4 protein-coding genes are annotated in these 4,493 nt (G+C 49.3%); all 4 read left to right on the top strand.

Annotation, left to right across the window (positions count from 1 at the left end; translation table 11 throughout):
- The first annotated feature begins 315 nt into the window (after positions 1-315).
- The gene (gene ssnA, locus PHF32_08580; GenBank protein ID MDD4560770.1) at positions 316-1,644 is read left to right on the top strand and encodes a putative aminohydrolase SsnA; all 1,329 of its coding nucleotides are present in this window, start codon (positions 316-318) and stop codon (positions 1,642-1,644) included.
- A 20-nt stretch (positions 1,645-1,664) separates the two neighbouring features.
- Positions 1,665-2,858, top strand: a complete 1,194-nt coding sequence (locus PHF32_08575; protein MDD4560769.1) for a YgeY family selenium metabolism-linked hydrolase — start codon at positions 1,665-1,667, stop codon at positions 2,856-2,858.
- Entirely contained in the window at positions 2,855-4,048 is a 1,194-nt protein-coding gene (locus tag PHF32_08570; protein ID MDD4560768.1) for a pyridoxal-phosphate dependent enzyme, read from the top strand. Before PHF32_08575 ends, PHF32_08570 begins: the two co-directional genes overlap by 4 nt.
- The coding region (locus PHF32_08565; protein MDD4560767.1) for a hypothetical protein at positions 4,038-4,493 on the top strand (456 nt) is incomplete at its 3' end. The genes PHF32_08570 and PHF32_08565, both read left to right, overlap by 11 nt.

The raw sequence follows: 4,493 nt of genomic DNA, 5'->3' as shown, positions 1-4,493 counted from the left end.
AAATAGTATCAACCCTCCATAATACACAGCCCCGGATGCTAATTACGGGGCTTGTTTACTTTTACGCAGCAAAGTGGAAGCGCCGTCTCTCTCGCCTCTCTGTACTTTGAGCAGTGCCGAAGCAGATATCAAGGTGTTATCATGCTGTCGTCACTCGATGATCACCCGATGATATCCCGATCGGCACAGCTCGAAATTCACAGTGTGACATCTGTTAATATCCCATATTTCAATGAGATCAACCAGTGAATTCTGTTGACAAGTTCTAAAGCTAATTTATGCTTGAATCTCTGATTTGGGATAAAAGGAAGAACTATGAAAAAATACATAATTCATTCGGCTGATATTCTCAGTTTTGATCCTCAAAAACCCTATCTGACGGATCACGCTCTGATGGTGGAGAATGGCAGGATCGCCAGGATCGCACCATATTCGGAGCTGAAAGATGAGAATTGTGAACACATCGATGCTTCGGGCAAGATTCTAATGCCTGGCCTGATCAATGCCCACCATCACTTCTATTCCACCTTCGTGACGGGATTGGGAAAAGCATCGCCCTCCAAAGATTTCAACGAAGTATTGAACAATCTCTGGTGGCGGCTGGATAAACAACTGATGCTGCGCGATACCTACATCAGCGCTGAGATATCGGCCATCAACTCCATCCGCAAAGGAACAACCACCATCATCGACCATCACGCCTCTCCCTACCACATTACCGGATCTCTTTCCGAGATTGGTAAAGCAGTCAAAGATATTGGCCTGAGGGCAAGCCTCTGTTATGAAGTATCCGATCGAGACGGTATCCAGCGCAGAGATGAAGGCATCGATGAGAACCTGAGTTTTATCCAAGACTATAGTGGAGATACTGATCCTCAATTGAAAGCATTGTTCGGGATGCATGCCGCCTTCACGCTGAGTGACGAGAGTTTGGATAAAATCGCCAGTTTAGTGGCCGAGACGTCTTGCGGCACCCATATCCATGTGGCGGAAGCCCAAAGCGATCAGCGCTACAATATCGAGCATTATGGTAAACGTGTAGTGGAGCGTCTGCGGGATTTTGGGCTCATCAACAATCGCAGTATACTGGCGCATGGCGTACACCTGAATCCCAAAGAAATGATGATCGTAGCTGATCTGGGAGCGGCGATTGTCACCAATCCGCAATCGAATCTGAACAACGCTGTGGGTATTGCCGATGTGTGTAAAATGAGCGAATTGGGCATCAAAGTAGGACTGGGAACGGATGCTATGACGGTGAATATGCTGGAAGAACTGCGCGTGGGATTGTGGGCTCAGCATCTCAAGCAGGAAAATCCCAGTGCCGGCTTTATGGAGATGGCCTCTACCCTGCTTTTTAGTAATCCTGCAATCGCGCAGAAGTACTGGGGAAAAGGTCATGGAACACTATGCGAAGGCGCAAATGCGGATATGATCCTGGTGGATTACGATCCCCACACACCGCTAAATGCCGAAACCTGGATTGGCCATGTGATCTATGGCATTTCACAAGCTCGAGTGGATGCTACCATTGTGGGCGGAGAATTCCTGATGTGGGACAATGAACTGCTTCTGGGCGTGGATGAGCAAGAATTACGCGCCGAAAGCAGAGCTCTTGCCGCTTCACTTTGGGATAGATTTTAGTGATCTAAGTGGAGGATATTATGTACAAAAGAATTCTAAACAAAGCCAATGCTTATCAAGAAGAAACCGTACGCTTCCTGATGGATATGGTGCGCATTCCGGCCTTTTCCACCAAAGAAAAGGATGTGATAGAGTGTATCAGGAATGAGATGGAAAGCGCAGGATTTGATGAAGTCAAGATTGATCCTCTGGGTAATGTGATCGGTCGCATAGGCAACGGACCCAAAGTGATAGCTTTTGATGCCCATGTAGATACCGTGTATCCTGGAGACCTCAGTTTGTGGGACTTCGATCCCTATGATGCTCACATCAAAGGCGGCAAAGTGTGGGGTAGAGGAACTGTGGATCAGGAAGGTGGGATGGCAAGCATGCTCACTGCTGCGCGCATCATCAAAGATATGAATCTTCAGGAAGGTTTTACGCTCTACTTTACAGGTACTGTGATGGAAGAGGATTGTGACGGACTCTGTTGGCAATACATCATCAATGAAGACAAGATAAAGCCGGATCTGGTTGTGATTACGGAGCCTACGAATATGAATATCTATCGCGGCCATCGGGGACGCATGGAGATGCAGGTGCATGTGAAAGGGCTTTCCTGCCACGGCTCCGCTCCGGAACGCGGTGATAATGCCATTTACAAGATATCACGGATAGCACTGGAGATCGAAAAGCTGCATGAACGCTTGCATACAGACGATTTTCTGGGCAAAGGCTCGGTGGCGGTTACGGAAGTGTATTTTACCGGACCTTCACAGTGCGCCGTGCCGGATAGCGCCCGCATCCATCTGGATCGCCGCCTTACATGGGGCGAGACCAAGGAAAGTGCGGTAGGCGAAGTGAGAGAGGCTTGTATCCTGGCCGGTCATCCGGATTCCCACATAGAAGTGTTGATGTATGAAGAAGCGGCATATACCGGCTTGGTGTATCCCACCGAGAAGTATTATCCCACTTGGGTCACTCCGGAAGACTCACCTTGGGTACAAGCAGCCGCAAAAGCTTACGAACAGACCCTTTACCGCAGCGCTAAGATCGATAAATGGACTTTTTCTACCAACGGTGTCGCAATCGCTGGCATGCACAAGATCCCCTGCATCGGCTTGGGACCCGGAAATGAAGTGTATGCCCATGCGCCTAATGAGGCCACTCCCATCGAACACCTAAATGAAGCGGCTGCTTTCTACGCGGCATTGATCTATCAATTGAAACAATGACATACTTCACAAATTATCGATGTACAGAATGTGGAAGAGAATATCCTCCAGATGATCTCATCTATCTGTGCCCTGATTGCGCCAAGGATTACAAGGCCGGCATGCCCTTACCCGGAATTCTGGAATGCGTGTACGATTATGACGCAGTAGCCAGGGCTTGGGCAGAATTTACCATCGCTTTCCCGGATGCGCATGAAGCGAAGCGTATGGATGATATCTGTGAGATACTCTGTCCTCTGGATAAAGAGTATTTTCCCAATCTGCCAGTGGGCAGGACGCCCCTGGTCTGCAGTCAGAGCCTGGCGGGAGAAGCGCTGTATCTGAAATTTGACGGTCTCAACCCTTCGGGATCGTTCAAAGACCGTGCTTCACACTTGGTGGTGGCCGAAGCCAAACGACTGGGAATCAGAGAGATTGTGACTGCATCCACGGGGAATGCAGCGTCGTCTTTGGCAGCTATCTGCGCAGCTGCAGGTCTCAAAGCAGTGATCTTTGCTCCAGCGGCTGCACCGCAAGCAAAGCTGGTTCAGATCAAAGTACATGGGGCGAAGTTGAATCTGGTGGAGGGCAGCTACGACGATGCCTTTGTAGCGGCCTTAAATTACGGGAAAGAACACGATTGTCTGAACCGCAACACTGCCTACCATCCCTTTACCATAGAAGGAAAGAAGAGTGCGGGGTTGGAACTCTTTGTACAGATGGAGACTCTGCCGGATTATATCTTTGTGCCCACCGGAGATGGCGTGATTCTCTCCGGAATGGCAAAGGCATTTTACGACCTTCACAAAGCTGGTCTGATCAGTAAACAGCCTGCATTGGTGGCGGCTCAGGCAGAGAGCTCGGACGCCATCTGCTCATATTGGGAAAGTGGTGTATATGCTGATGCTCATCAACCCAGCACTATAGCAGATTCAATCTCGGTAAAAACTCCGTCAGCAGCTCACTTAGCCGTCAAAGCACTCCATAATAGCAGTGGGTTTGGAGTAAGGGTATCCGATGAGGAGATTCTGGCAGCACAAATGATGTTGGCAGAACGTAGCGGGATTTTCTGTGAGCCTTCTTCTGCAGCGACACTGGCGGCATACTTCAGCTGTAGAGAACAGGGAAAGATCGCAGATAAATCAAGTGTGGTACTGATGCTTACCGGGCATGGACTAAAGGATATTCAGGCGGTGAAATTTGACGCATGAGCAGGTTTATCACGATTTTCATGTGCATGTGGGAGAACGCATTGGCGGATATCAGCTCCGGGACGGATTTAAGGAACTAAACCTGCTGCGGAGGCCGGAACATGCTTCTCAAGGAGTGCCTTTGGGCTCTGTGGGCGTATTTGTAAGCGAAGAGCCAGGGCAAAGTCTGAAAGACAAATATGAATCCATGCGGGAACATGCTGCAGCAGAATTTGAAGGAGAGGTGTTTTGGCACTTAAGCCCCGTAAAGACCAAAGCGGAGGATGTGATCCCGCTTTTGGGAAAGCACAGCGATCTCAAGCTGTATAGCACCTATCGCGAGGCCGGGCTTTACAGCTCCTATGAAGCGATCGAACACTGGATGCTGGCTTCGGAAGCAACCAAGACCAGGATACTGGTGCATTGCGAGGATGATGCCACCTTGCAGGAATACTCACAGATACAT

This window comes from Candidatus Cloacimonadota bacterium (assembly GCA_028706475.1).
GTDB lineage: Bacteria > Cloacimonadota > Cloacimonadia > Cloacimonadales > Cloacimonadaceae > UBA5456.
Note: the sequence above shows the minus strand (reverse complement) of the source record. Positions and strands in the feature narration are given on the sequence as shown.

Excerpts from the sequence above, each read along its gene's own strand:
- ssnA (MDD4560770.1), top strand. The coding sequence starts at position 316 with ATGAAAAAATACATAATTCATTCGGCTGATATTCTCAGTTTTGATCCT.
- PHF32_08575 (MDD4560769.1), top strand. The coding sequence starts at position 1,665 with ATGTACAAAAGAATTCTAAACAAAGCCAATGCTTATCAAGAAGAAACC.
- PHF32_08570 (MDD4560768.1), top strand. The coding sequence starts at position 2,855 with ATGACATACTTCACAAATTATCGATGTACAGAATGTGGAAGAGAATAT.